Below are 26,719 nucleotides of genomic sequence, written 5' to 3'. Positions count from 1 at the left end.
ATGCGCCGCCTCTTTCTTTATCTCGTGCTGATCGCCTGTCTCGCCGCCCTGCCATACCTGGCGCCCGCGCTCGGCCAGCCGGCGCTCCCAAGCCTTGTTGCCCGCGTGATGATCTATGCCATTGCTGCCGCAAGCCTCAACCTGGCGCTCGGCTCCGGCGGCATGGTGTCCTTCGGTCACGCCGCCTTCTTCGGCATCGGCAATTATGTCGTCGGCATTCTCTACTATCATCATGCGGAGGGCGTGCCGCTCTTCGGCTTCATTCCGGGCACCGACCAACTGCTGATCACCATCCCCGTCGCCATTCTCGTCTCGGGCCTGCTGGCACTCGTTATCGGCGCGCTGGCGCTGAGGACAGGCGGCGTGCAGTTCATCATGATCACTCTCGCCTTCGCCCAGATGCTGTTCTCCTTCTTCGTCTCGCTCAAAACCTATGGCGGCGACGACGGCATCATCGTGCGCAATGCCAATACGCTGTTCGGGATCGGGCTGCGCGACAAGACGGCTGTTTATTTCGTGATCCTCGCCGTTGCCGTCCTCTATTTCGTCTGGCTGAACCGTGTGATCGGCTCATCCTTCGGCACCATGCTCGCCGGCATCCGGCAAAATGAGAAGCGCATGATCTCGCTCGGCATCGAGCCGTTCCGATACAAGCTCTTCGCTTTCGTGCTGTCAGGCATGGGCGCAGGACTCGCCGGCGCGCTGATGGCGGTCTTCATGCGTTTCGTCAGCCCCGACACGCTCGCCTGGACCAAATCCGGCGAGCTGATGATCATGATCATCCTCGGTGGCGTCGGCACCTTCGTCGGCCCGATCTTCGGAGCAACCGCCTTCATTTTCCTGCAGACCTATCTGGCAAGCTGGACGGAACATTGGCAGCTCATTCTCGGCATCCTCCTGCTGGTCGTGGTGCTCGGCAGCAAGGGCGGCATCAATGGCGTCATTGCCCGCTTTCGCAGGAGGGCAGCATGACGGTGATCCTTGAGACACAAGGCTTGGTGAAGCGCTTCGCCGGGCTGACGGCAACCGACAATGTCAGCTTCACACTCGAAGAGGGGCATATCCATGCCCTGATCGGCCCGAACGGCGCCGGGAAATCGACGCTCATTCACCAGCTCTGCGGCAACCTCTTGCCGAGCGAAGGCCGGATCCTCTTCGCCGGTCAGGATGTGACAAGGTTGGCACCCGCCGCGCGCGTCGCCCTTGGGCTCGGGCGCACATTCCAGGTCACAAGCCTGCTCGGCGAATTCACCGTGCGGCAGAACATGGCCGTCGCCGTCCAGGCAAGGCTCGGCGGCAATTTACGCATCTTTGATCGCATGACGGGGCGCCGCGAGGTCTGGGAAGAGACCGACGAACTGCTCGGCAAAAGCCCCCTCGGCAAGCGTGCTGACATCATCGTCGACGACCTCTCTCAGGGAGAGCGAAAGCAACTTGAGCTTCTGGTTTCGCTCGCCGGCCGGCCAAAGGTCTTGCTGCTGGACGAGCCAATGGCCGGTCTCGGCCATGCCGAAAGCCTTGATATGATCGAGGTGCTCAAGGGCCTGCGCGGCACGGTGACGATCCTGCTGGTCGAACACGATATGGATGCCGTCTTCGCGCTTGCCGACCGCATTTCCGTGCTCGTGTACGGGCGGATCATCATGACGGGAAGTGCCGAGGAAATCGCTGGCAGCGCCGACGTGCGCGAGGCCTATCTCGGAAACGAGGACGAACTATGCTGAGCGTCGAGGGACTTCAAGCGGGCTACGGCCACAGCCAGGTGCTGTTCGATATTTCATTCGAGGTCGCCAAGGGCGAATGCGTGACGCTCATGGGCCGCAACGGCATGGGCAAGACCACCTCGATCAAGACGATCATGGGCCTCGTTCCCGCCCGCGGTGGCAGGGTAACGATTGGTGGCCATCCGATGACCGGGCAGCAGCCGGAGCGTGTTGCCCGGCTCGGAGTAGGCCTCGTCCCCGAGGGACGGCAGATCTTTTCAACCTTGACCGTCCGGGAAAATCTGGTGGCGACCGCGGCCAACCGCAAGAAATACGCCGATGGCTGGACGCTCGAGCGGGTGTATGAGCTGTTTCCGCGCATGCGCGAGCGCGCCGAACAGGTCGCCGGAACGCTCTCTGGAGGTGAGCAGCAGATGCTGGCCATCGGCCGCGCTCTGATGACCAATCCATGGCTGCTCATTCTCGATGAGGCAACCGAGGGGCTGGCGCCCGTCATCCGCGCGGAGATCTGGAACGTGATTGGAAAGTTGCGGGCAGCTGGCCAATCGATCCTTCTCGTCGACAAGAATCTCGCCGTGCTGAAGCGGCTCGCCGACCGGCACTATATCATCGAGAAGGGACGAAGCGTCTGGTCTGGCAATGGTGCCGATCTCGATCGGGATTACGAGCGGGTGCAGGCTTATGTCGGAATCTGAGGCGATCTGTCTTGTCGGCTGGGGCGCCATCAACCAGCGTGTGGCAGCACTTCTGGCCGCAGCGCGGTTCTCCCGTCGCCATCGTCGCCGTGGCCGTCCGCGATCCCGAACGCAAACGCGCGGACCTTCCCGCCGGAGCGCGGCTGATTGCAGAACCCGGCGATCTTGCCGCGACGGGCGAGACGCTGGCCGTCGAGGCGGCTGGACGAGACAGCGTGCTGCCCTTCGGCCGCGCGGCCTTCGCCGCCAGCATGGACTTTGCCGTCTCCTCGACTTCAGGCCTGATCGAAGAAACAGTGCTTTCCGAGTTGGTGAGGCTCGCAGAAACCAAGGGACGGAAATTGCTCGTGCCTCCGGGCGCGCTCGGTGGCGTCGATGCACTGGCAGCAGCGTCCAGGCTCAATCTCACGGATGTCGAACACCGCATCATCAAGCCGCCAAAGGCCTGGCTCGGGACCCCAGCCGAAACGCTCTGCGATCTCGACGCGCTACAGGAGCCTCTCGCCTTTTTCGAGGGCTCGGCACGGGAGGCGGCCGATCGCTTTCCGCAGAACGCCAATGTCGCTGTCATCACCTCGCTTGCCGGCATCGGCCTCGACCGGACGCGGGTGACGTTGGTTGCTGACCCGAACGCTCGGTTCAATGCCCACGAAATCCGGGCCGAGGGCGATTTCGGCCTGCTCGAAATCCGTTTGCAGAACCGGCCTCTGGCGACCAATCCGAAGTCCTCGGAAATGACCGCGCTCAATATTGTCAGACTGATCGAAAACCGGGCCTCCGGCCTCGTTCTTTGAGATAGCTTCAGGAGAAAATGATGAACCGTTTCGCCAGCGCGCTGATATCAGAGGGGACCTGGCCGCGAGAACGGCTTGACGTCGATTACAATGCGCGTGCCACTGTCGGTGACAGCTTCCCAGAGGAGATGCGCGCCTATCGCGAGACCTCCGACGAGGTACGCGGTGAGTGGCTCCGCTTTGCCGATATCGTCTACGATCATGAGAGCAGCCAGACGCTCGATATTTTCGGACCCGAGACTGTCGACGGGCTACGCCCCGTTTTCCTCTTCGTTCATGGTGGCTACTGGCGGGCACTATCCAAGCACGACTCCGCGATGATGGCCGGCATGCTGGCCAAGGCCGGTATCATGACTGCTGTCGTCGATTATCGCCTTGCGCCGACCGTCACCCTCACCGAGATCGTTCGCGAAGTGCGCAGCGCTCTCGCCTTCCTCTGGCAGAATGCCGGCCGCTACGGCATCGATCGCGACCGCATCCATATCGGCGGCAGCTCGGCTGGCGGTCACCTCACAGGCATGCTGCTGGCAGGCGGATGGCACGAAGAGTTCGGCGTCCCTGAAGACGTCGTCAAGTCAGCCCTGCCGGTGAGCGGCCTGTTCGAGCTCGCACCGCTTGCCGCCAGCTTTCCGCAGGAATGGCTTTCGCTCGATGCGCAGCAGGTGGATAGTTTGAGCCCCATTCGGCATCTGCCACCGCTTGGATGCCCGATACTGGTGGCCTGGGCGGAGAAGGAAGCTCCGGGCTTCAAGCGCCAATCAACCGCATTCGCCGAGGCTTGGAGCGAACTTGGCTATGCGGTGCAAACGCTCGAAATATCAGATCGCAATCACTTCGATATCCTAATGGAATTGCGAAGCGAGGAGACGGTTCTTTCCCAAACGCTGCTGGCGATGATCAAAGGGCGCTGACCGCCATGCGCTCTCCCCCATCGGCGTCCCGCTAGCACGTGCCGATGGAAGAGACGCGCGCTCACTCTATGAGATGCGAGATGTTCTTGACGATCATATAGTGGAGGATGCCCTCGCTTCCGCCCTCGCGGCCAAGGCCGCTTTCCTTGACGCCGCCGAACGGCGTTTCGGCACGGGATGCTTCAAGTGTGTTGATCGAGACATTCCCGGCCTCGAGACCCGTCACGATCCTGTCGACATTGGCGGCCGAGCGGGTAAATCCGTACGCCGCGAGCCCGAAAGGCAGCGAATTTGCCTTTTCAAGCGCCTCGTCGATGGAGCCGACCGGGTTGATCAGCGCCAACGGACCGAAGGGTTCTTCGCGCATCGCGCGGGCATCATCGGGCAGCTCGGCGATTGCCGTCGGGGCGAAGAAGTAACCGCGCCTTTCCAGCCTGTGGCCGCCACAAAGGATCCTGGCACCTCTCGCGCGACCATCATCGACCAGCGCCTGCAGCGCCTCGATGCGGCGGCCGTTGGCGACCGGCCCCATCTGCGTTGACGGGTCGAGACCGTCACCGACTTTGATCGATTGCGCCTTTTCCACGAAAGCTTCGGTAAAGCGCTCATAGATGCTCTCATGGACGAAGAAGCGGGTCGGCGAGGTGCAGACCTGTCCGGAATTGCGGTATTTGCGGCTGGCGCAAAGGATACCGGCCGCGACCGGATCGGTGTCGTCGCAGACAATCACAGGGGCATGGCCGCCGAGTTCCATCAGGGCAGGCTTCATATGACGGGCGGCGATCTCGGTCAGATGTTTGCCAACGGCCGTGGAGCCGGTAAAGGCGATCATCCGGATCTCATGGCGGGGAATGAGGAATTCGGATATTTGCGCGGGAATGCCGAAGACGAGGTTCAGCACACCCGCCGGCAGCCCGGCATCCTCAAATGCTTTGGCAATATGCATCACCCCGCTCGGCGTTTCCTCCGAAGCCTTCATGATGACCGAGCAGCCCGAGGCAAGGGCACCGGCAATTTTGCGCGCCGGCTGGCTCATCGGGAAGTTCCACGGTGAAAAAGCCGCGACAGGGCCGATCGGTTCGTGCACGACGGTGTAGCGGATGCCCGGCTCGCTCGGGATGACGCGACCATAGAGCCTTACGCATTCGCCGGCGTCCCATTCGAAGAACTCGCAGCCGCGAATGACCTCGAGCCGAGCTTCGGAAAGCGACTTGCCGTTTTCAACCGTGATCGATCGCGCGATATCCTCGATGCGCTCGCGCATGAGGGCACAGGCCTTCAGGATAATTTCGGATCGTTTCCATGGCGAGGTGCGGCTCCAGCTGCGAAACCCATCGGCTGCAGCGGCCAGCGCATCCTCAAGATCCTGCGGGCCGGCAATGGCAACGGTTCCGATAATCTCCTCGGTCGCCGGATTGATTATCGGCAAGGTCTCCGCAGTCCTCCGCCAGCTGCCGCCGATGTAAAGTGGAACGTCGGCATTCATCGTCATCTGGGCACCTCCCCGCACGCGAAAAGAAACGAACTTTCAAGCCTGCCGGCTGGATGCCCCATGGATGCAATTCATTCGGTCATATAACAATCCACATAAATCGAATGAATTCATATCAATTCTGGATAAATTCCGCGGCACCTTGATGCAGAGGTTTGATGGCAGAGGCGAAGATACACTCGCCTCTGAATTCAATTCTCCTGCGATGCCTGTTTCGGTCGGTTGTGCAGCAGCGAAAGACCGAGAAGTGTCCCGAAGGCGACGATCGATATGGCCAGGGCCAGCCATAGGGCGGCGTGGGGACCCCAGTACGTCATGATGGCGGTAAAGAGAGGCGGAGCAGCGGCATAGGAGAGATTGAGCGGCACCGCCAGCTGTGCCGATGCACGGGCATAGCTATCGCTGGGGAAAATCTGCAATGGCAGGGTGGCGCGGGTAACCGCGGTGACGCCGCTGGCAATGCCGTAGAGCAGCGCGAAGAGCATGGCGCCGGCAAAGCTGCTGGTCAGGAGAAGGACGGCGAAACTCAGCGGAAACAGGGCGGAGGCGACAAGGCCGGTCAGGAAGCCGGACCAGCGCCGGCCACCGAGAAAATCGACCCCGCGCCCGGCCCATCGCGCAATGCCAATGAAGGCTGCGGCCGTCAACGCACTGGCATGATCGAGGCCCGCTGCCTCGAACAGGATGATGATGGTGAGGGCGAACCCCCAGGTGATGAAACCGTTGCCGGCAAAGCTCATGGCCAGCAGGAGGAAACTCGGCCTGTCGATGGGGGCGGGCTCGCTTGTCGCCTTGGCTGCCGATTGCTCCCGGGGCCGGCGTGCAAGCGTGAGCCAATGCAGCGGCATGCAGACAAGCAGCATGGCGGCGGCATAGGCCAATGTCGTCGTTCGCCAGCCCCATTGATCCTGCAAAAGCCCTGTCAGTGGCCAGACGATGGTGGAGGTCAGCCCGCCCGCCAGAATGAGCACGCCAAGCGCCTGGCGTGCTTTCTCACCAGCGATCTCGGTTACCGCGATCTGCGCCGGTGTGGTTAGCATGCAGGCTCCGGCCAGGCCGAGAATGGTCCACGACAGGATATAGGACACCGAGCCATGGGCCAGGCCCATGATCAAGAGGCCGGCGGCGCCAAGGGGAGACCCGAAAGCCATGATCGGGCGTGCGCCGTGGCGCTCGAAGATGGCGCTCAGCGGCCAGGACACGATGGCCATGACGACAAGCATGACCGTCGGCCCTGCCATGATCATGGGGAGCGCCATGCCCAGCTCTCCAGCCATAGCCGGGCCGGTGACCGCCGGCAGGTAAAAGGTCGCACCCCAGCCGATGAGCTGGGTGAGCGACAGTGCCGCAACGGCACGGGCTGTCGGCGAGCGGAACGGCATCCGGGCAATCGGTGCGGAAGACAGGATCAAGTCGCGATAGCGATGTGGAAGAGGAGGCATCACGGACCTTCGGACACGAGTAGCTTTTGTTTCTGCGAAAACGACGAGACGCGGCATCGTCCTCAATCGCCAAGAATAAAGAAATTAATGCTGCCTCGGCCGCCACTCATGCTATGGCTCTGGCATTGGCGCGGCTCTTCTCGAGAAAATTTCTTATTCTGAGAGGCTTTATGCGCCAGCTTGTGCTTTATTTTCGGACCGCATTCAAACGAGGAATTTGAGGGGAGCTTGAGAAAAATTCATGCTGGAAAAGCATCGCATCTCCCTTAATGCCATCAGGGTATTCGCGATCGTGGCTCGAACCGGCAGCCTGACGGTCGCGGGCGCCGAACTCGGGGTTACCTCTGGCGCGGTGAGCCACCAGCTCAAGAAGCTCGAGGATGAGCTCGGGGTGAACTTCTTCCACCGCGGAAACAATACCGTTTCCCTGACCGACCTGGGACGGAGGTTCTACCAGGAGGTGGCGCCGGCGATCGGGCTCATCGAGCGTTCGGCGGATGCCCTTTACCGCGATGAAAACGAGATCAGCGTCCACGCGACCACATCGCTCGCGCTGCGCTGGCTCATCCCGTCGCTTGATCGTTTCCGCACGCTCTGCCCCCAGGTGCGCGTTCGGGTGGAGACGAGTTCGGCACGGGGTTTTCCGATCGTTCCCGACTCCGATGTCAGCATCCGCTATTTCCGGGCGACGGAAGCAGCCGAGGGCTGGGACTTTCTTGCAAGCGACCTGCGCCGTCCCGTCATTTCTCCGAGCCTGCTGGCAAAGGCTGCCAATCGTCGGGAAATCGCCGTTTCGGACATACCGGCTCTTCAATGCTCCGTCGGAAATTGGGACTGGAAGCTTTGGTGCGAAGCATCTGACATTACGCTGTCGAGCCTTTCCCTCGCCCATGCTTTCGACACGGACGATGCGGCGCTGCATGCTTGTGTTGCCGGTCTCGGGACTGTGCTGGCACCGACGATTCTCACCGGCCGGGAAATAAAATCGGGCGCACTTGTCATCCTGCCCGGATATAAGCCGGTCGAGACCGGGACATATCGCTATCAGCGCCGCTCTGAATCGAGAGCCGTCCGGCAATTCTGCAGCTGGATGGATGCCGAAATGCTGAACCTCGAAAGCGGCTCCTAGAGCCCTTTCGCTTTTCTTCGAATCGTGAAAGGGCTCTATCCCTTTGTTTTTACGCATTTCCGGACGGAAAACCGCTGCGCACTTTTCCTGGAAATGCTTTAAGCGGGATCGCCGATCCAGTCTTCATGTCCATGGCGTATTCTGATGACGAAAATGGCGCCGCTCTCTTCGATCCGGTAGACGACGAGATGGGCTTTGAATGGATGGATCCTGACCGGCGGCGAAATTTCTTCTCGCTCGCGCGCCATTCGCGGGCTTTCGGCAATCAGGTCCAGCACGGCGAAAAGCTCGTCATGGTAACGCCCGGCTTGAGCCAATCCAAACAAGCGGACACCTTGCTCGGCGATCGCAATGACGTCCTCTTCCGCTGCGGCAGAAAGGATAAAGGGCATTATTTGCTGTCACGCGTCGTTTCCGCACGCGTAACCGCCGTGGCAAAGAGCTCGTCCTTCGACCGGCTGCCAGCGCCACTGTTCAGACCATCGTCGACGAAGCGTTGCATGGCGGCAACCTTGTCACTGCGCGCCTGGTCCCGGCGAATGAGGTCGCGCACATAATCGCTGGCATTGGAATATCGCCCGGTCCTGGCTTGCGCCTCGACCCAATCCTTCATCGGATCCGGCAGGGATACGTTCATCGTGGCCATTCGAACCTCCATATTGCCCCCAAGCTAGCTGATTTTGGCAAAGTTTGTCAAATTCGCTTTGCCTGAGATGCACGGACGCAAATCGGGCCTCTGGCTGCTTGCAGGCGATCGCGGCCTAGTCCGACAGTTCCTTTGGCTTGGCAGCACGCAGGGCGTCGCTAAGCTCCATCCTGGCCGTTCCGATCAACTGCTCCATGGCGAAGCGAGCAGCGTCGGGGCGGCGCATGCGGATGGCATCGAGTACATCCTGATGCCGGGCGATCGCATATTCATGCGACTGGCTGGCCCGGTTGGTCAGACGGAAGCTTGCAAGCAGGGCCGCGCGGATGGCGGTGGCAAATTGACGGAAAACCCAATTGCCGCTGGCATTGATGATGGCGGTATGAAACTCCAGATCCGCCTGGCTCCATGCCTCGTTGTCTCGGGCATTGGCGGCGACCATATCCTCGAACGCCTCGGCGATCTGCGCGAGCTGCTTCGCGGTAGCATTGGCGGCCGCCTGTGCGGCGGCGGCGGGCTCGAGCACTTGCCGAGCGTCAAGCAGGGAATCGTAGAAGCTGCGATCATTGCTGAGTGCCAGGGTCGCATCGAGAACCAGCGGATCCAGGTAGTTCCAGTTCTCTCGCGGAAGCACCGTGGTGCCGGCCCGCGTGCGAGAGCGGACGATTCCCAGCGCCGACAGATATTGCATGGCCTCGCGCAGGCTGGTGCGGCTGACGCCGTAGACCTCGGAAAGCTCGGCTTCATTGGGAAGGATCGAGCCCTCCGCCAAAGCGCCCGAGACAATCTGCCCGATGAGTTTCTTCAGCAGTTCCTCGCGCACGCTGCGCTTTCCCTGCTCGGGCGCGCCGCCGCCCTGTGTCGTCCGCAACGACTCCAAACGCGTACTCATCACTTGCACTCCCTTCCGCTGACCCGGTGACGATCATGAGGCACGCCACGCCCAGGCATCAATGCGCAACAGCAAGTCCGCCAAGCTTCTCCCGGAGAATCTGATCCTGACTAGCGGGCGCGATGCCCTGCCGCCGACGAGCGCAGATTGTCAAGCAGAACGGCAATCAGCAGAATGCAGCCGCGCACCAGATATTGGTAGAAGGCCTGGATGTTGAGCAGGTTCATGACGTTTTCGGCGATGCCCATGATGAGGACGCCGACGATTACACCGGTCATCGCCGCGCGGCCGCCGGCAAGAGATACGCCGCCGAGCACACAGGCTGAGATGACCGAGAGTTCGAGCCCCGTTGCCGCATTTGGCTGACCCGAGGTGATGCGCGAGGCAAGCAGGATACCGGCAATGGCGCAAACAAGGCCCTGCAATGCAAAGATCCAGATCCGCATGTTGACGACATTGACGCCGGCAAGCCGTGAGGCCTCCGGATTGCCGCCGATCGCCAGCGTATTCTTGCCGAAGACGGTGCGGTTCAACACGAAGCCGAAGACGATAAACAGCAGCACCATGATCCAGATCGGCGTCGGCACGGTCAGGAAGCGCGACAGCGCCAGCTGGTAGAAGGCCGGGTCGTTAATACCGACGGCGCGGCCATCCGAGGCAATCAGCGCAAGCCCGCGAACGATCTGCATCGTCGCCAGCGTGGTGATGAGCGCGTTGATGCGGAATTTGGCAATCACCACGCCATTGATGACGCCGACGAAGCCGCCGCAGATCAGCGCGGCCAGCAGGCCAAGGGGGATGGAGCCAGTCGCATTCGACACCATGACGGCGACCATGCCGGAAAAGGCGACGGTCGAGCCGACCGACAGATCGAAATCGCGCGAGGCCAGGCAGAACATCATCGTGCAGGCGACGATGCCGATCGTGACAACCGACTGCAGCAGGCCGAGCATGTTGCGTTCCGTCAGGAAGCTCGGAACGAAGAGCGAGACGATCACGAAGGCGATCGCAAAGATCACCACCAGACCCTGTTCGCCGAGAAGAATTTTTTTCACCGAGTTCATCATATCGTTCCTGAATTATAGTGTGCCGGCGGCATTCTTGTCGGGCAGCGCCGCGGTCAGAATGCTGCGCTCGTCGAAATCGGCCCGTGGGACATTGGCGGCGATGCGGCCCTGGCACATGACCATGATGCGATCGGAAATACCCATGACCTCGGGAAGCTCGCTGGAGATGACGACGATCGCCATTCCGCCAGCCGCCAGCTCGTAGAGGATCTCATAGATCTCCGACTTGGCGCCGACATCGATGCCTCGCGTCGGCTCGTCGATGACGAGCACCTTCACACCCTGCTCCGAAAGCCACCGGCCGAGAATGACCTTTTGCTGGTTGCCGCCCGAAAGATTGACGACGTCCTGCTTGCGGGAGGGTGTGCGGACCCTGAGCTTGGCAATGAACTGGTCGGCGACCGAAGCTTCTTTCCTGGCGTTCAACAGGCCGAAGGGCGAGAAATGCCGCCTTGAAGAGATTGCGATGTTCTCTTCGATCGATCGCCCCTGAATGATACCGTCAAACTTGCGGTCTTCCGGGCAGAGAACCATGCCGGCGCTGATGGCAGCCTTCGGATTGTTGGGTGAAACCGCAACGCCATCGATGGTCACCGTGCCCTGATGGCGATGGTCTGCGCCATAGAGAAGGCGCGCCATCTCGCTTCGACCGGCACCGATGAGACCGAAGAAGCCGAGAATTTCACCCTTGCGAACGGAAAAGCTGATCGGGTTGTGCAATTTGGAACCGGAAAGCGTCCTGACATCGAGACGGACATCGCCCAACGGCCGCTCGCGCCAACCCCAGATGTTGCTGATCTCGCGGCCGACCATCTGCGCGATGATTTGCTCGCGCGTCGTCTTCGCAATGTCAGGATGATGCGCCGCAAGCTTGCCGTCGCGAAGGACGGTCAGGCTGTCGCAGAGCCGGAAGATCTCATCCAGACGATGCGAAACATAGATGATGACGGTGCCCTTGGCTCTCAGCCTGTCGATCAGGGAAAAGAGGATTTCGCTTTCGCGTGAAGACAGCGACGAGGTGGGTTCATCGAGCGCGATCACCCGCGCATCGACCATGACGGCCTTGGCGATCTCCACCATCTGGCGGGCGCCGATCGAAAGCGAGGAAACCTTGGCCGCGGGATCGACGTCGATGCCGATTTCCTTAAGCCTGGTGCGAACCGTCTCGACCAGGGTCTTGCCGTCGATGATGCCGGCCTTGCCGGGAAAACGCCCGAGCCAGAGGTTCTCGGCGACTGTCAGCTCCGGCACCAGCTGGAGTTCCTGGTGAATGACGATGACGCCGGCATGAAAAGCATCGCGGACGGAACTATAGTTCTGCTCCATGCCATCGATGACGATGCTGCCCGTATCCGCCGCCTGATCGCCGGAAAGCACGCGGATCAGCGTGGATTTGCCGGCGCCGTTTTCGCCCATCAATCCGTGTACCGCACCCTTCTTCACGCCGAAGGAGACGTGGGACAATGCCTGGACCCCAGGATAGCCCTTGGAGATGCTCTTGAATTCGAGGAAATCCATCTTCGCTCCATCGAAAAGATACCCCGGCGGCACATGCGCCGCCGGGACGACAATCATCTTCACCAGATGATCATTCGATGCCGAGGTCCTTGCGAACCTTTTCATAATCGCCGCGCAAGGCAAGCGAGCCGGAGGTCAGCGTCAGCTTCGGTGGCTCTTTGCTATTGGCGATCCAGTCATACATATTCAGCGCGGTTTCATAGCCGTGGCGCTTCGGTGAAATGATGACCGTGCCGAAGAAGCCGGTGGCGGAAGGCTTCTTGAACTCATTGATTGCCGAATCCGCGCCGCCAATGCCGACCGCGACCATATTGGCGGCCGGAATGCCAACGGACTCCGATGCACGCACCGCGCCCAGGGCAGCTTCGTCATTGAGGCCGAAAGCAACCCAGTACTTGATGTCAGCATGCTTGTTGAGGACCGTGGTGGCGGCGTTGAGCGCAGCTTCCGTGTCGGTCTTTGCCTGCGGAGCATCATAGATGTTGGCAGCCGGGAAGCCCGCGGCCTTCAATACCGAGATCGCACCCTCGACGCGGTCGACCGCCGTCGGCAACTGATCATAGGAGACGCGGATCGCGCCGACATTCTTCATGTCCCAGCCGCGCTTCTTGACTTCGTCGACAATCGCCTGCCCGACGGTTTCACCGATCTTCGTGGCGGAGATGCCCATATGCGGAACATCTTCCAGCGGCTTGCCCTGGGCGTCGACAAGACGATCGTCCACCGTCATCAGCTTCAGCTGATTGGCTGCTGCCTTGGCGACGATGCCCGGCCCAAGCTTGACGTCCGGCGTGCAGACGATGAAACCCTGAGCGCCCTGCGCACCGAGATTGTCGATCGCCGACTGGACCTTCTCGCCATCTTCGGCGCCGATCTTGACGAGTGTAAAGCCCTTTTCCTTGGCGGCCTGGTCAGCGAATTTCCATTCATCCTGGAACCATGGCTCCTCGGGCTGCTTCACGATGAAACCGATCTTGACGTCCTCCGCAAAAGCGGAGCCGGCAGCCAGAACGGCAAAGGTGCCGGCAAGGATTGCCGCTTTGAAAAAGCGCATGATCTCTCTCCCTTTGTTTGCGCGTCCCCATCCATCTCCTGAGGAACCGCTCGACTTCCCTAAGTTATATTGTAATACGAGTCAATTATTTGTATAACAATTAAGCCGTATCTACAGTCCACTGGACCCGAGGCCTTGAATATGAAAAAACATCATACCAGTCAATATTTGTGTATGATTTTTATATCGCCACCACAGCTCATATCTATCGAACATCATTGCTAATGCGCTATTCGCAAAACAATTTGGATAGAATCCATGAGAAATTGGCGGAATTGGAAAAATAAATCATATATATCTACGCCAAATGGGACGGATATCGAGTGTCGATCCATTCGGCAACAATCTTGATCGCGTGAGGAAGGTGACCGCTTCATGACCATTATCGATTTGCAGAACGACGCGCTTTCAGCGCGCATCTCGACTTCCGGCGGCGTGCTGCTTGATTATTCCTGGATGATGGATGGCGGCACGATCGCTCTATTGCGGCCTGCTCCAGACGGTGCCGATGCATCTTCCTCCGCCTGCTATCCTCTCGTTCCCTTCGGCAACCGCATAAGAAACAATCGTTTCGTATTTGAGGGGCGAGACTATCAGTTCCGACCGAACACGGCCTCGGATCCCCATTATCTGCACGGCGATGGCTGGCAGGAAGAGTGGTCCATCCTCTCGCGCAGCGTAAACGAATTGCAGATCGGCTTTCGTCATCCGGAGGGCGATACGCCATATGGTTACGAGGCAAAACAGACTATCACCCTGTCATCCCACGGGTTGACGTTTCATATGAGCGTCAAGAATACCTGCAAGGACACGCTGCCCTTCGGGCTGGGCTGGCATCCCTATTTCCCGCTCACCCCTGAGACGACCCTGCTTGCGCCAGCCCAACGATTCTGGACGGAGACCGAGGGCTGGCTGCCGGGAGAACGCGCCGACATTCCCGCCGATCTCGATTTCTCCAAGCCTTCGCCGCTGCCGCGTCGCTGGGTCAACAACGGTTTCGAGGGATGGAGCGGCAAGGCGGAGATCATCTGGCCGGAGAGACATGCCAGCCTGCGACTGACTGCCGACACATCAGTCAGGCATGCATTCATCTTCATCCCCGACAAAAACTTCAACCCGAGTTTCCGCGAGGATTATTTCTGTTTCGAGCCGATGACCCATATCGCAAACGGTCATAACCTTCCCGACCTGGGAGACTTGAAGATCCTGCGACCGGGGGAAATCCTTGCGGGATCGATCCACCTGCAGCCGCAAAGATATCCGGAATAGTTCGCGACCGGATCACCACCCGGATTGCCGGGCCAAACTGAAAGAGGAATGCCGAATGCCAAATCGCCTTTCTGGAAAACGCGTCTTCATTACCGGAGCCGCCCAAGGGATCGGGTTAGCCATCGCCGAGGCTTGTGCAGCCGAGGATGCCAGCATCTTCCTCATCGACCGCGACGAGACCCTTCTGCAGCAGTCGGCCGGCAAATTGAAGGAAAGTGGCGCCAAGCTTGGCTACCAGGCCGCCGACATCACCGATGCCGAAGCTGTGCGCGCAGCCGTGGCCAGAGCCGCTGGCGAGATCGGCAGCATCAACGCGCTGGTCAACAATGCCGGGGTCAACGTTTTTGCAGAGCCGCTGCAGACGACGGACGAGGACTGGCAGCGTTGCTTCGACATCAACCTCAAGGGCGCCTGGAACTGCTGCCGGTCCGTCCTGCCTGACATGATCGCCCGCGGCGGCGGTGTCATCCTCAATATCGCCTCGACCCATGCCTTCACGATCATTCCGCACACCTTCCCCTACCCGCTCGCCAAGCACGCGCTTCTGGGTATGACCAAGTCACTGGGCATCGAATATGCGCCGAAGAATGTGCGCGTGAACGCGCTCGCGCCCGGCTATGTCGCCACGCAGAAGGCCGTCGATTATTGGAACAGCTTTCCCGATCCGGAGAAAGCCAAGGCGGAAACGATGAAGTTGCATCCGGGCGGTCGCATCGCCACGCCCCAGGAGATCGCGCTTGCCGCAGTTTTCATGATCTCGGACGAATGCCCCTTCATGAATGCCACGAGCCTGACCGTGGACGGTGGCCTGAGCGTGCTGCATCATCAATGACCACATAGGGAAAGCTTCAGCCTGTCCACATCATCGCGGACAGGCGATTGAGCAAGGCGACCGGGTCTGCGAAGAAGAGGCTCGGGCGATGGCGAGCGCTTTCATCCCAATGTCGAATTGAAGGCGCCACCGTCAAGCAGAAGGTTCTGTCCGACAATAAAGCCCGAATACTGGCTGCAGAGGAACGCGGCGGCAGCGCCGAACTCCTCCTTTGTGCCGAACCGCCCTGTCGGGTTGGCGGCATGGGCCTCAGTGCGGGCCTGCTCGATGGAAATACCCTTGGTTTCCGAGGTCTTTTCCAACAGTCCCTTGATCCGGTCGGTCTCATGCGAGCCCGGCAGCAGGTTGTTGATGATCACACCGTGGCGCGCCACCTGCCGCGCCGTTCCGGCCACGAAACCGGTGAGACCGCCGCGAGCGGCATTCGACAGTCCAAGCTGGGGAATGGGCGACTTGACCGAGCCGGAGGTAATATTGACCACGCGGCCCCATTGGCGCTCGATCATGCCGGGCAGGATCGCGTTCATCAGATAGATCGGCGTCAGCATATTGGCATTGACCGCGCTCAGCCACTCCTCCTCGCCCCAATCCGACCAGAGGCCCGCGGGCGGGCCACCGGCATTGTTGACCAGGATATCCGGCTGCGGTTCAGCGGCCAGAAGCTCCTTGCGGCCCTCCTCTGTCGTAATGTCTGTCGCGACGACCTGCACCTTGACGCCATAGGTATCGGCGATCTCCCTTGCCGTTGCGCGCAACACGGATTCCGTGCGCGCATTCAACGTCAGGTCGACGCCTGCCTCCGCCAGCTTCTCGGCAACGCCACGACCGAGCCCCTTCGAGCTCGCACAGACGATTGCCCGCTTGCCTCTGATTCCCAGATCCATCCTGTCTTCACCTGTCCTTTGTTCCGTCAAGCCGCCTGCTGCGCGAGAGCAGCAATATGGTCGCAAAGACGGTCGATTTCATCCGTTGTGTTCAGATAGCTCACCGACGCACGCGCAATCTCGGTGAGGCAGCGCGCAGTCATATCAAGCGGAGTGTAAGGTATGCCATTTGCCGCGATTGCAATCTGTTTTTCCGCAAGCTTGCTGCGAATAGTCTGCGGCGCAACGCCGGCCACGGTAAATGAGACCAGCCCCGATTTCTCCGTCCCGAGATCCTGGACCGTGACACCGGGAATAGAGCCGAGCTGATCCCGCAACTGCCCGGAAAGATCCTTGATCCGCTGGCGGATGACATCGACGCCAAGATGGCGCGCCTGCTTCAGCGCCGCTCCCAGCCCCAGCAGCAAGGCAATGGGCTTTTCGCTCGTCTCGAAGCGCTGCGCATCCGTCCGCACATTGGGCCTGTCCTCTCCCCATGATGCCGAAAGGACATCGAGATAGGCTGGCTCCAGTTTCTCTAGGAATGCCTTGCGCAGATAGAGAACTGCAACGCCGCGCGGCCCGCGCAGAAACTTCCGGCCCGAGCCCTTGAGCATGTCGCAGCCAATGGCGCCAACATCCACGGGAAGCTGGCCGAGCGCCTGCGCTGCATCGATGAAATAGGGAACGCCAGCCGCTCTCGTCACCTTGCCGATGGCAGCCGCATCGTTGATGAGCCCGCCATTCGCCGGCAGCCACGTTAAAGCAACAAGGCGAACGCGATCGTCGATCATATTGGCGAGGGCATTGGCGTCCACGCTGCCGTCTTCGTTGGCGGGAATGGTCTCGATGCGGGCGCCTGCCCGTTTGGCCGCCGCCTGCATGGTCGACAGATTGCCGCCCCATTCCTGACGGCCAACCAGTATGCGATCGTCCGCAACAAGTGGTGGCAGAGCCGCAAAGGCCAGACCCCATGCGGCGGAACCGCTGCTGGCAAAGGCAATCTCGGCTGATGTCGCACCCACCAGGCCGGCGGCATCGGCCCTCACCTCATCGATGAGACCCGCAGCATTAGCCGCGGCTTCCATGGGGCCATAGAGCGACTCCCGCCGCAGATGTTCCGTCACGGCCGCCAGCACGGTATTCGAGGCCAATGAGGAGCCGGCATGATTGAAATGCGTGCCGGTGGCGCAGCCCGGTGTTTCCGCGCGCAGCTGTTCGATGTCGAGCGTTTTAGCCACCGTCAGTCCTCCAGTTCGACAAGCGCGTCGACTTCGACCGCGACACCGCGCGGCAATGAGCTGACGCCGACGGCGGCGCGGCTGTGGCGCCCGGCATCACCAAACACGGCAACCATCAGATCCGATGCACCATTGGCGACTTGCGGATGCTGGGCAAAATCAGGTGCAGCAGCCACAAACACACCCAGGCGAATGATGCGGCGCACGCTTGCGACCGCTCCATCTGTTGCAGCTGCAATCTGGGAGAGCACGTTGATTGCCGCGATCTCTGCGGCCCTGCGGCCCTCCTCAAGAGAGACAGACGCACCGACGATACCGAGCACGGCATTCTCGTCATCGATACGGCTGATCTGTCCCGATATGCTCAACAGGTTGCCCGTGCGGACAAACGACACGTAATTGGCAACCGGCACCGATGCGTCCGGTAGTGTGTGGCCAAGGGTTGCAAGCTTCTCCGCTATGGTGGCTGACATCATCATCTCCTGCTGTCTCTCTGCCGGTATTATCGGCCGCGCGGCCTGAGATATCCAATTCAAAACAGCGGCCTCACTGATCGATCTGGCTAATGTCTGAACAAGTCGATAGACTGATGGCCGACCCAATTGCACGCCCGCGAGAGCATGAGACCGAATGCGTTCCTCCACCACCTTGCCGCCATTGCAGGCGCTCCGAGTCTTTGAGGCCGTCGCGCGGCTGATGAGCTTTCGGCGGGCCGGCGAGGAACTACTGATCACGCAAAGCGCAGTCAGCCATCACATCCGCCAGCTGGAAGAATTCCTCGGTCTGCCGCTGTTCGTACGTAAGGCGCGCAGCATCGCTCTGACCTCGGAGGGCGAAGAATATCGCACGCGAACCAGCGATGCGTTGCGCCTGATCACCGCCGCCACCTCGGACCTGCGCAGCAGGAGCGGGCGCAATGTGGTCCACATCAGCCTCCTGCCCTCCTTCGCCGCCAACTGGCTGGTGTCACGCCTGCACAGATTTCAATCGCACCATCCGCACATCGATCTCGAGCTTGACCCCTCGCTGCGCGTTGCCAATGTCGCAGCCGGCGAGACCGATATCGCCATCCGCTATGGCGACGGACGCTGGGCCGGGGTCGATGCACGGTTGCTCATGGCCGAACAACTCAGCCCCGTGGTCAGCCCGATGCTCCTGCAGTCGGGTGGAGCCATCGTCACGCCGCAGGATTTGCTGCGCCATACCTTGCTGTTCGCCAAGAAACCTGTCGACTGGCAGGTCTGGGCCTCTGCCGTGGGGCTGGATCTCTCCCAAGCCCGCAGCATTCAACTCACCGATTACAACATCACCCTGCAGGCGGCGCTCGACGGTCAAGGCATCGCGATAGGACGCATGCTGCTCATCCCCGATCACTTGCGGACCGGACGTCTGGTACAGCCGTTTCCGCAGACGATCACCTCCACCAGAACAGCGCATTGGCTCGTGACGCAAAAAGACCGCAAGATCGCTCCTGCTACCCAAGCCTTCATCGATTGGCTGATCTCTGAAACCGAAGCCGCGGTTAACCAGAAACATGCAGCGACCGGCAATGATATCGCATTGCCCTGACCCGCCAGCACCTTCGCAGCCGCAAGCATGGCCTCAACCTCAGCCAGCATCAAGGCACGGATAAAATCTCTGGTTATATCTCAAGCGCTTAGATCTGTCCGAGACCACTCAACCCGATCAACGCTCCCGCCCCCAGAACGAACAGGGGATGTATGTTGGTCTTCGTCAGGACGATGGCACATGCGGCCGCGACGGCTGCCAAGACGAGATTAGGCGCCGAAGCCTCGGTGATGACTGCAGCACTGGCAGTCACGAGGCCTGCCGTCATCGGAACCAGCCCGGATTGAACGATCCTGCGCCACGGCCGATCCTTGAATCGGGTCCAGACATGCAGCGCGATGCCAGTGACGATCGACGAAGGGCCGAACTTCGCCGCCGAACTCACCAGCACGCCAGCCCATCCCGCAACGTGCCAGCCGACCAGCGGAACCACCATCAAGTTCGGGCCGGGAGCCGCCTGAGCCAAGGCGAAGAGGGCGCTGAACTCCTCGGCGGTCATCCAGTGATGAATGTCGACGACTTCGCGGTGCATTTCCGGAAGAATGGAATTTCCACCGCCGAAGGCGAGAAGCGAGAGCTGGGTGAAAATGGTAGCCAGATCAATCAGGTCGGATGTCATGCTTCCAACCTCCAGGTTGCCAGGATGCTGACGGGAGACAGCACCAGCATGGTCGGCAGCAGAGGAAGCTTGAGCACGGCGATCGCGATGAAACACAACACGGCAACGGCAATCGCCACAGGCCGCTTGCGGAGCGGCATGACGATCTTGATGGCCATGGAAATCAGAAGCCCTGCCGCTGCCGCAGCCAGGCCCGCGAACATATGTGTGACGTATGGATTGTCGTGAAACTGGTCGTAAAAGATACCCATGGCGATGACGACCGCCGTTGGCGCCGCGATGAGACCGAACAGAGCAGCCAAAGCGCCGGCAACGCCTTGAAACCGCAGGCCGATGGCAACCGACATGTTGATGATGTTGCCGCCGGGCAGGAACTGACAGAGCCCGAGTAGCTCGGAGAATTCCTCACCTGAAAGCCAGTGGCGTTTCTCGACAACCATTCTTCGGGCGAGCGGAAGAACCCCGCCGAAACCTGTGAGGCCGAGAGTAAAAAATCCCCAAAACAGATCGGTCACGGTGGGAGAGAGACGCTGGCTTTGGTGTGGGAGAGAAAGAGTATCCATGGATCGGCCTGTCTTTAGGTCACTGCGGTACGGAGAATTTAAACTTCTCTCGCCCGCATGTCTAATATATGGATAGTGATAATTGCATACTTTCAGGATATGACATGATTGAGCTTCGACATCTTCGTTACGCCGTGACTGTCGCGGATGAGGGTCATATCACGCGTGCCGCCGAGAGGCTCGGCATTCAACAGCCGCCGCTTAGCCAGCAAATCCGAAATCTGGAGGATCTGGTCGGGGCGACGCTCTTCCAACGATTGCCGCGCGGCGTCGCATTGACCGAGGCAGGACGCACATTCGTCGACCGCGCGCGTATCATTCTGCAAGACGTCGATCTTGCCGTGGAGGCAACGCGCCGCAATGCGCGCGGCGAGGAAGGCAGCCTGGCCATTGGCTTCACCAGCTCTGCCGCCTTCCATCCGCTGGTGACGACGGCGGTGCGTTCGCTTGGCGAGATCTCTCCAGGCGTGCGGATCAAGCTCGAGGAATCCAGCACCAGCGATCTCATCGACGCGCTGCGTGCCGAGCTGATCGACGTTGCATTCGTCCGCTCGCCGGTCGAGCAGTCGAAAGGACTGACCGTGTCCAAAATCCTCGACGAGGAAATGTTCGTCGCATTGCCCGATAGTCATCGGCTTGTCGCCAAGGGAGCGCGACGTACGTCTCCGATCCAGCTGTCCGACCTGGCAGACGAGTCCTTCATCCTGTACCGGCGCCCGTCCGGACCGGGATTTTACGATGCGATCATAGCGGCCTGTGGCCGCGCGGGATTCAGTCCGCAGGTCAAGCACGAAGCACCGCGCCTCATGTCGACCCTCAGCCTCGTGGCAGCGGGCCTCGGCATTTCGATCATTCCGAATTCGATGACGCGACTTGAGACCAACGGCATCGCCTATCTGCCGCTTGACCGAAGGACACAGCTCGTAGCGCCCCTTCATCTTGCCCACAGGAATGAGCCTTCGGGAGGCGCGCTAAAGCTCTTTATCGAGATCGTCAGCCGCTCCGTGCGAGAGCTGGGATGACAATCGAAGGGCTGAATATGGGCCGACTTCGTCAGCTTGGCGCTTCCTGGCTGGCTCGTTGACAGCGCCCGTCGGCGCGCCTGTCTTGCTCAGGGTGTTATACAAGCCAATAGCAATTCGCGTGGGATGGGGGCACACGTCAGTGCCCCCACGATACAAAGCAGCCGCGACCCGCAGATCCTGTCTGTTCCAGCGCTCGCGGCGATGGCCGCCGCCCTATTGGTCCGCCGTCACTTCCAGCTGCTGTAATCGGAAGCGGTGCATCCAAACGGCGCCCGCTGATCGCCGAAACGCTTCTTCAGCTGATCGCAACCCCAACGGTTGACGGATTCCGGCATCATATTGTTGATGTCCATGGCGGGAGACGTAAATTGCGACGTTGCGCTGGTCACGTACCAAAGCCAGTAGCCGAAAATACCGCCGATGATCAGCAGTATGACGAGAAGGGCCGCTGCGAGCCGCGCCTTGATGGACCACCCCTTCTTTCCCTGCACGACGAGCCCCGGCCGAGAATCGCCCAACTCGGCAGCCAGCGGTGCGAGTGCCGCCGTGCGCTCCTCCGGCGTCATCTCGATCCGCTCCAGCCGCTCATCCAGCAGCACCGGGAGCGCCGTGTTCCCATGCCAGACGGCAAGCCCGACTGCCTTGCCACCATTTTCGCCGACGATCAGAGGCTCCTGCCCCGGCTCGAAATGCGTATGGGCTGCTCGCCCGGTCTTTCTTCCACCTATCTTGTCCGCATAGGTCACCGACAAGCGCTTGCGCCGCCGATCGAATCCCGTGATTTCCACCGGCACCGGCTCGAGCCGGGCTGGCTGGCGCAATTGCCCGCGAACACGCCAGACGCGCAGGATCAGGAAAATCATCGCAAGGCAGGTGCCGCCAAGGAGAGCGACGAAGACAGCGAGCGTTATGATCCGGTTCCAGAGCATATCCAGCCCGAGGCTCAGGGTGGCCAAATCCGGGTGATCACCGGAAATGACGAGATTCGTGTCATAATCTCCGGAATGGATGTCGACGAACATGATCTCGACATCCTTGTCATAGCTCTGACCCTTATAGGTATAGTTGAGATGGGCAGAGCAGTTGGTGAAGAAGCCCTTTCTCGTCGAGCATTTTCCATCGCGAATATCGCCGCTATCAAGCACGACGGGATTCTGGTTGATCGTCCAATCCCTCAAGATGCCCGGCGTTTCGGAGATCGCCATGAAAGCAGTGAGGGCGATGAGGACCGGCAACGAGAAAAAGCTGGCTTTCGGCGCGGAGATGACGCCCTGAGAAAGCATGAGAGCTCTCTGCGGAAGCTGTATATTGGGGAATGTCATTGTCTGCCTGAGACTCCGAGTGGTTGCGGTAGGCGTCCGCGGAGCAAGGGGCGAAGCCTGAGCCTCGCAAGATCCTGGGGGTTCAACGTCGCGCCCGTGTTTACAGCGGCGAAAATAGCGGCGCTGCCTCAAGGTTCAATACCCGGTTGCAGAAGATCCACCAACTTCGCGCTACGGCAATCGCCTCCAGAGCGCCACGCTTTATCCTTCAGCAGGCCCTCTTGCGCTTCATCATCGCTTTCAGCGTCTCGACGCCTGCATCGTCAATGGGCATGTAGACGATCATCCGCTCGTCATTGCTCGGGCTTGCCCACCAATTGTTGGATTGGAGCGCAAGGATCGTACCGTCCGCCAGACGGAAGCGCTTCACCACATTCTCGATGGCCTTGAGCTGGTAGCGATCCCATACGATGCGGAATTGATCGGAAACGCTCATGTAGCGCTCCAGCTGCAGCTCCCATGACGGATCGTCGCGATGCTCGGCCATCGATGCCCGGAAAAGCGCGGCCATGCTCGCCAGCACTTCGTCGGGATCGGCCTGGCTCGCGCGCCAGGCGGGGTTGACGAGCGACAGATAGATGCAGTTGCGATCCTCCAGCGGGAGGGCATTGAGGTCAACGCCAACGAGCCGGCGGTAGGCCTCGTTAAAGCCGCGAATATTGTAACGTTTCGTCTGGATGACGGCAGGATAGGGACAGAGCTGGTCAAGAATGCGCTGGCTTGCCGGGGTGAGTGGTTCGCAGACCCGCGGATTATCAAGCCGGGCCGGAACAGGCAGGCCGGCCAGCCTGAACAGGTGCTCCGTCTCGAATTCGTTGAATTCCAGCGCATGAGCAACCGCGAAGAGGACGCGCGGCGATACGCGGATCTCTCGGCCCTGTTCGAGCTTCGTATACCAGGTGATGCCGATATCTGCGCGCGCCGCCACTTCTTCCCGCCGCAATCCCGGCGTACGTATCCGGCCGACGCGGCCAATGCCGAGACGCTTGGGGTCGAGCGCCTCCCGTTTCCGGCGCAGCATCTCGCCAAGTTCCTGCGCCCGTGACGGCAGATGATTGGCGGATATATCGAGCGTACCGTGCATTTCCAGTCTCCAGCCTGACACTGCTTATACCAGTCTAAATAGAGGGCTTGTACCAGTTTAGCATAGGTATAGAAGCCTGTGGACTCTGTTTCAGAAACGCTTTGAGGTCTCCATGTCATCCGCACCAATCCGGCTCGGCCAAGTCGGCCTGATGATCCTGCTCGCCGGGCAATTGCTGCTGCAGCTCGATTTTTCCATCATCAACGTGGGCCTGGCAGCGATCGCCGTATCGCTGAAGGCCGGTGAAACCGAACTCGAACTCTTTGTTTCAGCCTATGGCGTTGCCTTCGCGATTTGCCTGGCGATGGGCGCGCGTCTCGGCGACAATTTCGGCCGCCGGCGCATGTTCGGCGTGGCCGTCCTGATGTTCTGCCTTGCCTCACTGCTCTGCGGCGTGGCGACATCCGTTACCTTCCTCATCATCGCGCGTGCGCTGCAGGGATTTGCCGCAGCACTCATGGTGCCGCAAGTGCTGGCGACGATCCACGTCAGCCTGAGCGGTCGTGATCATGCCCGCGCCGTCGCGCTTTATGGCGCAATCGGCGGCATTGCCTTCATTATCGGCCAGGTTCTCGGCGGCTTCCTGATATCGGCCGATATTGCCGGTTCCGGCTGGCGCAGCATCTTCCTCATCAACCTGCCGATCTGCATCCTGATCCTGGTAAGCATGTGCCGTTACGTCCCCGAAACGCGCGGCCACCGCAAGGTGCCGGTTGACTGGTCGGGCATGGTGACATTGGCGCTGCTGACGCTCTCCGTGCTGGTGCCGACAGCGCTCGGCCCCTCCCTCCATTGGAACTGGCTCTGCCTGCTCGGCTTCGTGCCGACCCTGCCGCTGGCAGCGCTTCTATGGCGCATCCAGCGGGTCAAGGAGGAGCGTGGTGCCTTCCCAATTCTGCCGCCCTCCCTCACCCGCATCTCCAGCATGCGCTTCGGCGGGCTGATCGCGATCATCTTCTTCACCTCGTGGAGCGGCTTCATGTTCGTCATAGCGCTGACGCTGCAGGCAGGCGCCGGGTTGACGCCGCTGCAGTCGGGCAATGCCTTGATCGCGCTCGGCGGGTCCTATTTCGTCTCCGCCGTCTTCGTTACGCGCAAGCTTGCCGGCATGCGCCGCGAGGCGATGCTCGTCACCGGCTGCCTGATCCAGATGACGGGGCTTGTCCTGCTCATCGTGACACTGGACCTGGTGTGGCCACAGCCGAGCATCATCAACCTTATCCCATCAACCGTTCTGATCGGCTTCGGCCAGGCGTTAATCGTCAATTGCTTTTACCGGCTCGGACTTGCGGATGTACCGCATGAGCATGCCGGCGCCGGTAGCGCCATGCTCGCCACCATGCAGCAGGTTTCGCTGGGTCTGGGACCGGCGATCCTGGGCGCCGTGTTCGCGCAGGTCCTGCAATATTCGAACCACTACCAGGCAGCTGGCATGACCGCGATTGCCGTCGAACTCGTGCTGATGGTCATCCTGCTCGCAGCCACGCTCCGGCGGCTCGCCCGCGAACGTGCCCCGGCCGAAGAGATCGACGAGGCATTGATCGTGGCACCCGACTGAAAGCACCGATAGAATCGTAAAGGCCGGAGCATGGCGAGGCGCCCTGCTCCGGCCTTTCTTCATTCGCCTCGCCATTGGACGTTCAATGGCTCACACTCATCAATTTCCGCTCGCGTCTCCGTTGCGGGCAATAGTGTGCTGAACGGCCAGAACCAGCACCGCCGTAATTGCCAGGCACAGTGCCAGGAAGAACATCGGCGCGGTGGCACTCCCCGTCGCATCGCGGATCCACGGCACGACATTCTGGGCAATGAATCCACCCAGGTTGCCGACCGAATTGATCGCTGCCAATCCGGCAGCAGCGCCGGCGCCCTTTAGAAACTTGGACGGAAGGTTCCAGAAGACGGGCTGCCCCGCAAAGATGCCTGCGGCAGCCAGGCAAAGGAATGCGAATTGCAGGGCATGATTGGTCAGGACGGCGGACGCGACGAGGCAGACAATTCCCACCACGGCAGGACCGATAATATAGGCCGTCTGCGATTTGGCTCGCGCCGCGGCGGCCGGAACCAAATAGAGGCCGATGGCAACCAGCACCCAGGGGATGATGTTCAGGAACCCGTTCGACAGGCTGTCGACACCGAAGCTCTTGACGATGGTCGGCAGCCAGTAGCTCAGCCCGTATGCCGACAGGGGGAATCCGATAAAACAGACGGACATGAGGATCACTCTGGCATCCAGCAGCGCCATCAGCGGATTTCGGCCGTGAGTATCGATCCCGGCATCTTCCGATGCCAAGCGCTGCGCCAGCCATTTCCTTTCGGGTTCGTTGAGAAAAGCCGCTTGCTCGGGTCTATCCGGCAATAGAAACAGTGTCGCAATTCCAGCAAGCACGGCAGGAATTCCAGTCGCGAGAAACACCCACTCCCATCCGGCAAAGCCGAACAGACCGTCGAGGCTGAGAAGCGTCCCACCCAGCGGCGCGCCAACCGCATTGGCAACGGCACTGAAGATCATAAAGAATCCGACCATCCTGCCTCTATGTTCGGAAGGATACCAGAGCGTCAGCAGATAGAGGACGCCGGGAAAGAAGCCTGCCTCGCACGCACCCAGCAGGAAGCGCAGGATATAGAACATGGTCGCGTTCGCGGTGAAGGCGAGCGCGATGGTGACGATCCCCCATGACACCAGGATGCGCGCAAACCATTTGCTGGCGCCGAACCGCGTCAACAGGAGGTTGCTCGGCACCTCGAAAATGAAATAACCGATGAAGAAAAGAGAGGCGCCCAGCCCATAGGCATATTCACTGAGGCCGAGAGCGTCGACCATCTGAAGCTTGGCGAAACTGACATTCTGCCGGTCGATATAGGCAATGAGATAAAGAAAGCCCAGCCAGGGCATCAGCCGCCAAGTAATCTTGGCGACCAGTTCGTTTTCGGAAACCATCGATCTCCTCCTTCTTATGGTTTTCAA

Annotated in this window: 27 protein-coding genes; 11 read left to right on the top strand and 16 right to left on the bottom strand. The window is 60.4% G+C overall.

The annotated features are described in order from the left end of the window. Genes BSK43_RS13970 through BSK43_RS13950 form a run of 5 tightly spaced genes read left to right on the top strand, consistent with a single transcriptional unit; the run spans position 1 to position 4,124 of the window. Positions 1–972, top strand: coding sequence for a branched-chain amino acid ABC transporter permease (locus BSK43_RS13970; protein WP_246662573.1), 972 nt, complete (start codon positions 1–3; stop codon positions 970–972). Next, positions 969–1,724 carry an ABC transporter ATP-binding protein gene (locus BSK43_RS13965; RefSeq protein WP_077472068.1) on the top strand — a complete coding sequence of 252 codons (756 nt, stop codon included), beginning with the start codon at positions 969–971 and terminating at the stop codon, positions 1,722–1,724. Before BSK43_RS13970 ends, BSK43_RS13965 begins: the two co-directional genes overlap by 4 nt. Then, on the top strand, positions 1,718–2,419 hold the full coding sequence (locus BSK43_RS13960; protein WP_077472069.1) for an ABC transporter ATP-binding protein: 702 nt from the start codon (positions 1,718–1,720) through the stop codon (positions 2,417–2,419). The genes BSK43_RS13965 and BSK43_RS13960 overlap by 7 nt, the downstream gene beginning before the upstream one ends. An 11-nt stretch (positions 2,420–2,430) precedes the next feature. After that, complete coding sequence (locus tag BSK43_RS13955; protein ID WP_348641751.1) at positions 2,431–3,213, top strand: aspartate dehydrogenase; 783 nt, start codon at positions 2,431–2,433, stop codon at positions 3,211–3,213. 20 nt (positions 3,214–3,233) lie between these two features. Further along, positions 3,234–4,124, top strand: coding sequence for an alpha/beta hydrolase (locus tag BSK43_RS13950; protein ID WP_077472071.1), 891 nt, complete (start codon positions 3,234–3,236; stop codon positions 4,122–4,124). A 61-nt stretch (positions 4,125–4,185) separates the two neighbouring features. Here BSK43_RS13950 and BSK43_RS13945 read toward each other — a convergent pair whose 3' ends face one another. After that, on the bottom strand, positions 4,186–5,610 hold the full coding sequence (locus BSK43_RS13945; RefSeq protein ID WP_136687039.1) for an NAD-dependent succinate-semialdehyde dehydrogenase: 1,425 nt from the start codon (positions 5,608–5,610) through the stop codon (positions 4,186–4,188). A gap of 197 nt (positions 5,611–5,807) precedes the next feature. Beyond that, positions 5,808–7,058 carry an MFS transporter gene (locus tag BSK43_RS13940; RefSeq protein ID WP_205910613.1) on the bottom strand — a complete coding sequence of 417 codons (1,251 nt, stop codon included), beginning with the start codon at positions 7,056–7,058 and terminating at the stop codon, positions 5,808–5,810. A gap of 241 nt (positions 7,059–7,299) precedes the next feature. Here BSK43_RS13940 and BSK43_RS13935 point away from each other — a divergent pair, with 241 nt between their 5' ends. After that, complete coding sequence (locus BSK43_RS13935; RefSeq protein WP_077472073.1) at positions 7,300–8,187, top strand: LysR family transcriptional regulator; 888 nt, start codon at positions 7,300–7,302, stop codon at positions 8,185–8,187. 98 nt (positions 8,188–8,285) lie between these two features. Here BSK43_RS13935 and BSK43_RS13930 read toward each other — a convergent pair whose 3' ends face one another. The 6 genes from BSK43_RS13930 to BSK43_RS13905 all read right to left on the bottom strand — a co-directional run bounded on the left by BSK43_RS13930 (position 8,286) and on the right by BSK43_RS13905 (position 13,364). After that, positions 8,286–8,579: a type II toxin-antitoxin system RelE/ParE family toxin gene (locus BSK43_RS13930; RefSeq protein WP_077472074.1), complete on the bottom strand. Its 294-nt coding sequence runs from the start codon at positions 8,577–8,579 to the stop codon at positions 8,286–8,288. After that, positions 8,579–8,833 carry a type II toxin-antitoxin system ParD family antitoxin gene (locus BSK43_RS13925; protein WP_077472075.1) on the bottom strand — a complete coding sequence of 85 codons (255 nt, stop codon included), beginning with the start codon at positions 8,831–8,833 and terminating at the stop codon, positions 8,579–8,581. The genes BSK43_RS13930 and BSK43_RS13925 overlap by 1 nt, the downstream gene beginning before the upstream one ends. Before the next feature lie 115 nt (positions 8,834–8,948). Further along, positions 8,949–9,725: a FadR/GntR family transcriptional regulator gene (locus BSK43_RS13920; protein WP_068394329.1), complete on the bottom strand. Its 777-nt coding sequence runs from the start codon at positions 9,723–9,725 to the stop codon at positions 8,949–8,951. Positions 9,726–9,835: 110 nt separating this feature from the next. Continuing rightward, on the bottom strand, positions 9,836–10,789 hold the full coding sequence (araH, locus tag BSK43_RS13915; RefSeq protein WP_077472076.1) for an L-arabinose ABC transporter permease AraH: 954 nt from the start codon (positions 10,787–10,789) through the stop codon (positions 9,836–9,838). Positions 10,790–10,804: 15 nt separating this feature from the next. Then, the gene (gene araG / locus BSK43_RS13910) at positions 10,805–12,310 is read right to left on the bottom strand and encodes an L-arabinose ABC transporter ATP-binding protein AraG (protein ID WP_077472139.1); all 1,506 of its coding nucleotides are present in this window, start codon (positions 12,308–12,310) and stop codon (positions 10,805–10,807) included. A 70-nt stretch (positions 12,311–12,380) separates the two neighbouring features. Further along, complete coding sequence (locus BSK43_RS13905; RefSeq protein ID WP_077472077.1) at positions 12,381–13,364, bottom strand: arabinose ABC transporter substrate-binding protein; 984 nt, start codon at positions 13,362–13,364, stop codon at positions 12,381–12,383. Between the two features lie 375 nt (positions 13,365–13,739). Here BSK43_RS13905 and BSK43_RS13900 point away from each other — a divergent pair, with 375 nt between their 5' ends. Both BSK43_RS13900 and BSK43_RS13895 read left to right on the top strand, forming a co-directional pair. Continuing rightward, on the top strand, positions 13,740–14,633 hold the full coding sequence (locus tag BSK43_RS13900; RefSeq protein ID WP_077472078.1) for an aldose 1-epimerase: 894 nt from the start codon (positions 13,740–13,742) through the stop codon (positions 14,631–14,633). Between the two features lie 55 nt (positions 14,634–14,688). Beyond that, entirely contained in the window at positions 14,689–15,465 is a 777-nt protein-coding gene (locus BSK43_RS13895; RefSeq protein WP_077472079.1) for an SDR family oxidoreductase, read from the top strand. Between the two features lie 101 nt (positions 15,466–15,566). Here the strand turns inward: BSK43_RS13895 and BSK43_RS13890 are convergent, their stop codons facing one another. Genes BSK43_RS13890 through BSK43_RS13880 form a run of 3 tightly spaced genes read right to left on the bottom strand, consistent with a single transcriptional unit; the run spans position 15,567 to position 18,042 of the window. Continuing rightward, positions 15,567–16,349, bottom strand: coding sequence for an SDR family oxidoreductase (locus BSK43_RS13890; RefSeq protein WP_077472080.1), 783 nt, complete (start codon positions 16,347–16,349; stop codon positions 15,567–15,569). A gap of 26 nt (positions 16,350–16,375) precedes the next feature. Next, complete coding sequence (locus BSK43_RS13885; protein ID WP_077472081.1) at positions 16,376–17,569, bottom strand: aminotransferase class V-fold PLP-dependent enzyme; 1,194 nt, start codon at positions 17,567–17,569, stop codon at positions 16,376–16,378. 2 nt (positions 17,570–17,571) lie between these two features. Next, positions 17,572–18,042 carry a RidA family protein gene (locus BSK43_RS13880; protein ID WP_077472082.1) on the bottom strand — a complete coding sequence of 157 codons (471 nt, stop codon included), beginning with the start codon at positions 18,040–18,042 and terminating at the stop codon, positions 17,572–17,574. Between the two features lie 157 nt (positions 18,043–18,199). Between BSK43_RS13880 and gcvA the strand changes: the two genes are divergently transcribed. Further along, positions 18,200–19,138, top strand: a complete 939-nt coding sequence (gene gcvA, locus BSK43_RS13875) for a transcriptional regulator GcvA (protein WP_077472083.1) — start codon at positions 18,200–18,202, stop codon at positions 19,136–19,138. A gap of 88 nt (positions 19,139–19,226) precedes the next feature. On the opposite strand, the gene BSK43_RS13870 is transcribed toward gcvA, so the two are convergent. Beyond that, complete coding sequence (locus BSK43_RS13870; protein WP_077472084.1) at positions 19,227–19,757, bottom strand: chromate transporter; 531 nt, start codon at positions 19,755–19,757, stop codon at positions 19,227–19,229. Further along, positions 19,754–20,320: a chromate transporter gene (locus tag BSK43_RS13865; RefSeq protein WP_077472085.1), complete on the bottom strand. Its 567-nt coding sequence runs from the start codon at positions 20,318–20,320 to the stop codon at positions 19,754–19,756. Before BSK43_RS13865 ends, BSK43_RS13870 begins: the two co-directional genes overlap by 4 nt. Before the next feature lie 104 nt (positions 20,321–20,424). Here BSK43_RS13865 and BSK43_RS13860 point away from each other — a divergent pair, with 104 nt between their 5' ends. Continuing rightward, a complete protein-coding gene (locus BSK43_RS13860) occupies positions 20,425–21,342 on the top strand; it encodes a LysR family transcriptional regulator (RefSeq protein WP_077472086.1) in 918 nt (305 codons plus the stop codon). Between the two features lie 230 nt (positions 21,343–21,572). On the opposite strand, the gene BSK43_RS13855 is transcribed toward BSK43_RS13860, so the two are convergent. Further along, a complete protein-coding gene (locus BSK43_RS13855; RefSeq protein WP_246662572.1) occupies positions 21,573–22,628 on the bottom strand; it encodes a hypothetical protein in 1,056 nt (351 codons plus the stop codon). Between the two features lie 247 nt (positions 22,629–22,875). After that, positions 22,876–23,751 carry a helix-turn-helix transcriptional regulator gene (locus BSK43_RS13850; protein ID WP_077472088.1) on the bottom strand — a complete coding sequence of 292 codons (876 nt, stop codon included), beginning with the start codon at positions 23,749–23,751 and terminating at the stop codon, positions 22,876–22,878. Between the two features lie 112 nt (positions 23,752–23,863). Here BSK43_RS13850 and BSK43_RS13845 point away from each other — a divergent pair, with 112 nt between their 5' ends. Next, positions 23,864–25,309, top strand: coding sequence for an MFS transporter (locus BSK43_RS13845; protein WP_077472089.1), 1,446 nt, complete (start codon positions 23,864–23,866; stop codon positions 25,307–25,309). Positions 25,310–25,408: 99 nt separating this feature from the next. On the opposite strand, the gene BSK43_RS13840 is transcribed toward BSK43_RS13845, so the two are convergent. Beyond that, positions 25,409–26,692 (bottom strand): MFS transporter, encoded by a 1,284-nt coding sequence (locus tag BSK43_RS13840; RefSeq protein ID WP_077472090.1) that lies wholly within the window; start codon positions 26,690–26,692, stop codon positions 25,409–25,411. Between the last annotated feature and the right edge of the window lie 27 nt (positions 26,693–26,719).

This window comes from Rhizobium sp. P44RR-XXIV (assembly GCF_001999485.2).
Classification (GTDB): Bacteria; Pseudomonadota; Alphaproteobacteria; order Rhizobiales; family Rhizobiaceae; genus Rhizobium.
This window is presented reverse-complemented; position numbering and strand designations above follow the sequence as displayed.

Coding starts and splice junctions, on each gene's coding strand:
- BSK43_RS13970 (WP_246662573.1), top strand. CDS start 1: ATGCGCCGCCTCTTTCTTTATCTCGTGCTGATCGCCTGTCTCGCCGCC.
- BSK43_RS13965 (WP_077472068.1), top strand. CDS start 969: ATGACGGTGATCCTTGAGACACAAGGCTTGGTGAAGCGCTTCGCCGGG.
- BSK43_RS13960 (WP_077472069.1), top strand. CDS start 1,718: ATGCTGAGCGTCGAGGGACTTCAAGCGGGCTACGGCCACAGCCAGGTG.
- BSK43_RS13950 (WP_077472071.1), top strand. CDS start 3,234: ATGAACCGTTTCGCCAGCGCGCTGATATCAGAGGGGACCTGGCCGCGA.
- BSK43_RS13945 (WP_136687039.1), bottom strand. CDS start 5,610: ATGAATGCCGACGTTCCACTTTACATCGGCGGCAGCTGGCGGAGGACT.
- BSK43_RS13940 (WP_205910613.1), bottom strand. CDS start 7,058: ATGCCTCCTCTTCCACATCGCTATCGCGACTTGATCCTGTCTTCCGCA.
- BSK43_RS13935 (WP_077472073.1), top strand. CDS start 7,300: ATGCTGGAAAAGCATCGCATCTCCCTTAATGCCATCAGGGTATTCGCG.
- BSK43_RS13930 (WP_077472074.1), bottom strand. CDS start 8,579: ATGCCCTTTATCCTTTCTGCCGCAGCGGAAGAGGACGTCATTGCGATC.
- BSK43_RS13925 (WP_077472075.1), bottom strand. CDS start 8,833: ATGGCCACGATGAACGTATCCCTGCCGGATCCGATGAAGGATTGGGTC.
- BSK43_RS13920 (WP_068394329.1), bottom strand. CDS start 9,725: ATGAGTACGCGTTTGGAGTCGTTGCGGACGACACAGGGCGGCGGCGCG.
- araH (WP_077472076.1), bottom strand. CDS start 10,789: ATGAACTCGGTGAAAAAAATTCTTCTCGGCGAACAGGGTCTGGTGGTG.
- araG (WP_077472139.1), bottom strand. CDS start 12,310: ATGGATTTCCTCGAATTCAAGAGCATCTCCAAGGGCTATCCTGGGGTC.
- BSK43_RS13905 (WP_077472077.1), bottom strand. CDS start 13,364: ATGCGCTTTTTCAAAGCGGCAATCCTTGCCGGCACCTTTGCCGTTCTG.
- BSK43_RS13900 (WP_077472078.1), top strand. CDS start 13,740: ATGACCATTATCGATTTGCAGAACGACGCGCTTTCAGCGCGCATCTCG.
- BSK43_RS13895 (WP_077472079.1), top strand. CDS start 14,689: ATGCCAAATCGCCTTTCTGGAAAACGCGTCTTCATTACCGGAGCCGCC.
- BSK43_RS13890 (WP_077472080.1), bottom strand. CDS start 16,349: ATGGATCTGGGAATCAGAGGCAAGCGGGCAATCGTCTGTGCGAGCTCG.
- BSK43_RS13880 (WP_077472082.1), bottom strand. CDS start 18,042: ATGTCAGCCACCATAGCGGAGAAGCTTGCAACCCTTGGCCACACACTA.
- gcvA (WP_077472083.1), top strand. CDS start 18,200: ATGCGTTCCTCCACCACCTTGCCGCCATTGCAGGCGCTCCGAGTCTTT.
- BSK43_RS13870 (WP_077472084.1), bottom strand. CDS start 19,757: ATGACATCCGACCTGATTGATCTGGCTACCATTTTCACCCAGCTCTCG.
- BSK43_RS13865 (WP_077472085.1), bottom strand. CDS start 20,320: ATGGATACTCTTTCTCTCCCACACCAAAGCCAGCGTCTCTCTCCCACC.
- BSK43_RS13860 (WP_077472086.1), top strand. CDS start 20,425: ATGATTGAGCTTCGACATCTTCGTTACGCCGTGACTGTCGCGGATGAG.
- BSK43_RS13855 (WP_246662572.1), bottom strand. CDS start 22,628: ATGCTTTCTCAGGGCGTCATCTCCGCGCCGAAAGCCAGCTTTTTCTCG.
- BSK43_RS13850 (WP_077472088.1), bottom strand. CDS start 23,751: ATGCACGGTACGCTCGATATATCCGCCAATCATCTGCCGTCACGGGCG.
- BSK43_RS13845 (WP_077472089.1), top strand. CDS start 23,864: ATGTCATCCGCACCAATCCGGCTCGGCCAAGTCGGCCTGATGATCCTG.
- BSK43_RS13840 (WP_077472090.1), bottom strand. CDS start 26,692: ATGGTTTCCGAAAACGAACTGGTCGCCAAGATTACTTGGCGGCTGATG.